3 protein-coding genes and 1 pseudogene are annotated in these 3,545 nt (G+C 42.1%); 3 read left to right on the forward strand and 1 reads right to left on the reverse strand.

The genetic code is table 11. The features are described from left to right. Positions 1-338 precede the first annotated feature (338 nt). The 3 genes from RYO92_RS11010 to RYO92_RS11020 all read left to right on the forward strand — a co-directional run bounded on the left by RYO92_RS11010 (position 339) and on the right by RYO92_RS11020 (position 2,738). Positions 339-887, forward strand: a complete 549-nt coding sequence (locus RYO92_RS11010) for an ECF transporter S component (RefSeq protein ID WP_007157730.1) — start codon at positions 339-341, stop codon at positions 885-887. A 177-nt stretch (positions 888-1,064) separates the two neighbouring features. Further along, positions 1,065-1,610 carry a LemA family protein gene (locus tag RYO92_RS11015; protein WP_315370408.1) on the forward strand — a complete coding sequence of 182 codons (546 nt, stop codon included), beginning with the start codon at positions 1,065-1,067 and terminating at the stop codon, positions 1,608-1,610. A gap of 174 nt (positions 1,611-1,784) precedes the next feature. Beyond that, the gene (locus RYO92_RS11020; RefSeq protein ID WP_315370409.1) at positions 1,785-2,738 is read left to right on the forward strand and encodes a DUF3137 domain-containing protein; all 954 of its coding nucleotides are present in this window, start codon (positions 1,785-1,787) and stop codon (positions 2,736-2,738) included. 337 nt (positions 2,739-3,075) lie between these two features. On the opposite strand, the pseudogene RYO92_RS11025 reads toward RYO92_RS11020, so the two are convergent. Then, positions 3,076-3,545: pseudogene (locus tag RYO92_RS11025) on the reverse strand (kinase); the annotation flags it as partial.

Below are 3,545 nucleotides of genomic sequence, written 5' to 3' on the forward strand. Positions count from 1 at the left end.
TAATTTTCTAAACAATATAGGTCTGAAATTGGGGCACGCTCTCGCTAGCCTCGCCACGTATCGGATACTAAGCGAAAAACTGCGATTCTCTTGTTTTTCGCAAGTACCGACGGGCTCAGACTACCCCTCATTCAGACCTATATTGCCGAAAATTTCTCTGTTTTTTTGATAATTGCAGTCTCATTTTCTTTTGTTTTATAGCTGGAGGAAAAAGGACAAAATAGATAAATAATTATCAAATCATTAATAAAAAATTATACATATTTACAAATCTGTTATTTGGAGATATAGTCCTTAGTGTTAGAAAAAACCAATTTATTCCTTGAAAGGAGCTGCACATGTCTACAACATCAGTACAGAAGCATACAAAATCCGGTTTTACTACTTTGGGAATCGCAATCACGGCGGTGTTGATTGCGCTATCTACTTTGCTTACGATGTTTACCAAGATTCCCGTGCCCGGTATTCGGGGGTATTTTAATGTAGGAGATGCGGTGATTATGTTGGCGGCTCTTCTTTTGGGACGAAAAGAAGGAACACTTGTGGGAGCTATTGGACCGGCCTTAGCGGATTTGCTTTTGGGCTATGCGGTATTTGTTCCTATAACTTTTTTGGTAAAGGGGATTGAAGGCTTTTTGGTAGCTACCGTCTACGGCAAAAAGAAAAGCTTTTCCTCCGCTCTTTTGGCGACGGTTATCGGCGGAGTGATTATCGTTGCAGGATACTTTGTGGCGGAAAGCTTCGTCTTTGATTTTGGTGTCGCCTCTGCAGGAATCTTGACCAATACCATTCAAGCAGTGATGAGTGTGTTGATTTCCATGCTTCTCTATACCGCTCTTCGGAAGATTCCTTTTATTGCAAATTTTTCCAAGCAGGTGCAAGAGTAAAGAAATTTCTTGAATTTTTCAAGTTTCTTAGTATAATAAGCAAGGAAACTATTTTTTACTGTTTTCTGCCGAGATTTAAGAATTCCACTTGAATTCTTTGGCAAAGAAGCTTTGCACGTAAGTGCCCTGACCTTAGGAAAAGAGCTCAGGGCGACCGGAAAAAAGGAGGAACTGCATATGGTTTTAGTACCCATTATCCTTATCGTAATTGTTCTTGTTTGGTTTATCGGACAGAGTAATATGCTGAATCGTTACTTGGTTATTATCGAAGAATCCAAGAAGACCGTGGATATTACCTTGGTGAAGCGCTACGATACCATTTCGGAAATGTTAAAGGTGGCTAAGGCCTATGCAAAGCATGAGGAGAAGGTATTTACCGAGCTGGTAGCTTTGCGTCAGGGAGGAAGTATTCAGGATACCAACCGTGCGATTGCCAACCAAAATGATGTATTGGCACAGATTCGTATGGTAGGAGAGAATTATCCGGAGCTCCTGTCTTCCAAGCAATTTTTAAACCTGCAGTCCGAGATTGCCAGTGAAAATGAAGATTTGGCAGCAGCAAAGCGGATTGTCAACAGTAATGTACGTGTATTCAATCAGGCTGTTGTTTGTTTTCCCACAAGTCTGGCGGCAGGAATCAAGGGACTTCGCAAGGTGGATTTCCTGCAAGAGGATTTAGAGGGTAAGAGAGATTTAAAGGATTTGGATTACAATATGGATTAAGGGAAGAAAAGCCTTTGCTCATAAGGGGAAATGGCTTAAAGTCCGAAATTTAGCAGGCGGGAAAGTCGAATTCCAAGATTTTCCTTGCCTACTTTTTGTTATAAAACAAAAACATCGGATGGTAAGAAGGCGGCTTAAAGAAAATACTACGGATAGAGAGTAGAAAGGACATCTATGTTAGGAACATTGGAAGAGGATGTAAAGAAGATTGAAGCCATGGAGGACAGTGCGGAGTTTCAAATCAAACTCCAAGCACTCCGTAAGAAGATGTTGGAAATTAAAAGGTGGTCTAGAGTAAAATACCTTGTTCCGTTTTTTCTGATTCTTATGCCTCGTCTTGTCGGGCCGGACAGTATGATCTTTTGGTTTATTTTGATTGGTAGCGGTCTTTTGTTTTATTATCTAAAATACCATAAGATGCCGGGAATGTTTCTCTTCATGAAGGAAAGCCTTCAGGATGTTTATGCCAAGGAGGTGCTGGAGCCGCTGTTACAGAACTTCTATCCCGACCTAACGGTGGAAAAGAAGGGAATTGCTCTGGAGGATGTAGTGAGGTTCACCCCAAAGTCTCGAAAATATCTGCAAGATACCTTTTTGTTCTTTCATGATGACAGAGGACTTCTTATAGGAAATCTGGAGTCCTATCATACAACAGGCGGAAAGCATTCCACCACGGTGTATGATTTTACAGGACAGCTGTATTGTATGAAGAGCCCGGTGAAGGTTCAGGGAGAAGTTCGCATTGTCCCTACGGATAGAGCCTTTCTTTTGAAAAATGAAGTCCAGTACAGATATCCAGGCTGCGGAAAAGGGGAAATGAAGCTGGATACGGAGGATATTCAGCATAATGAGCATTTTGATATTTATACTACAGATGAGTTCGGAACAAGACGATTCCTGACTCCGGAAATGCTCCGAAGATTTTCCGAGAAATTTGCGGGACAGGAGCTTTCGATCTATATCAAAGGAGATTTGCTCTATATCGCCATTTACAGTGGCCACAAAATGTTTAGAGCGCCCTACACGGAGGCAGAGATTAGCAGTCTCTCCTTCACAGAGGAGTATAAGAAGCTTCGGGGCTCTTTAGAGTATATCGAAGATATTTGTAAGGCCTTTGAGGAGAAATAGAGGGATAGAAATTGTAGCAAACGCATCTCATACAGTATAGGTCTAAAACATCTTTTCTATAACAATAGAGGGATGGAATTATCCAAGGTAATGTGATTCTATTTCATGCGTAACGGTCTAAAAAGAGGGTAATCTGAGCCCGTCAGTACTTAGTGAAAGCGAACAGAGTGAAGCTTGAACTTAGTACTGCTACGAAGGCGAAGTTAGCGGGAGCGTGCCCGAATTTTAGACCGTTACGGCATGAAATATATTTCCTTTATTCCATCCCTCTATTACTTTCCATCCCTCTATTTTTATCAAAAGCTATTTTTATCGTAAGAGACCTTGCAAATATCTTTTACTCCTCTAAGCGCTCCGGAGCGTAATATAACACCTGTGTGCCGTCATTTTCAAAGGAGAAGGGCACATGAATCAAGTTCTTCATGGCTTCTAAAACCTTTCCCTGCTTTTCCTTCTCCACATAGAAGAGGAGGAAGCCGCCACCCCCGGCACCCAGCAGCTTTCCGCCTAAAGCTCCGGCCTTGCGACCCTGTTCGTAAAGGGCATCAATGCTGTCGGTACTGATGGTTTTTGCGGTCTTTCGCTTTAATTCCCAGGTCTTATGGAGAAGACGACCGAAGTCGTTTAAATCCTTGTGCTTATCCTGCAAAACATTCTCTGCTTCCACCAGCAAAGCCTTCATCTCGGACAAAAGACTTAGCTTGTCCTGGGGGGAGGATTTTTTATTTTCCTTCTGTACTTCGGAGGAAAAACGGGTAAAGCCGGTGAAGAAGAGCATCAGATTCTCTTCCAAGGCCTTCTTTCTTT

Origin of the sequence: Oribacterium sinus (assembly GCF_963553175.1) — a bacterium.
GTDB classification, from domain to species: domain Bacteria; phylum Bacillota; class Clostridia; order Lachnospirales; family Lachnospiraceae; genus Oribacterium; species Oribacterium sinus_B.

What these genes read in the sequence shown, in the direction of transcription:
- RYO92_RS11010 (WP_007157730.1), top strand. Translation starts at nt 339, where the DNA reads ATGTCTACAACATCAGTACAGAAGCATACAAAATCCGGTTTTACTACT.
- RYO92_RS11015 (WP_315370408.1), top strand. Translation starts at nt 1,065, where the DNA reads ATGGTTTTAGTACCCATTATCCTTATCGTAATTGTTCTTGTTTGGTTT.
- RYO92_RS11020 (WP_315370409.1), top strand. Translation starts at nt 1,785, where the DNA reads ATGTTAGGAACATTGGAAGAGGATGTAAAGAAGATTGAAGCCATGGAG.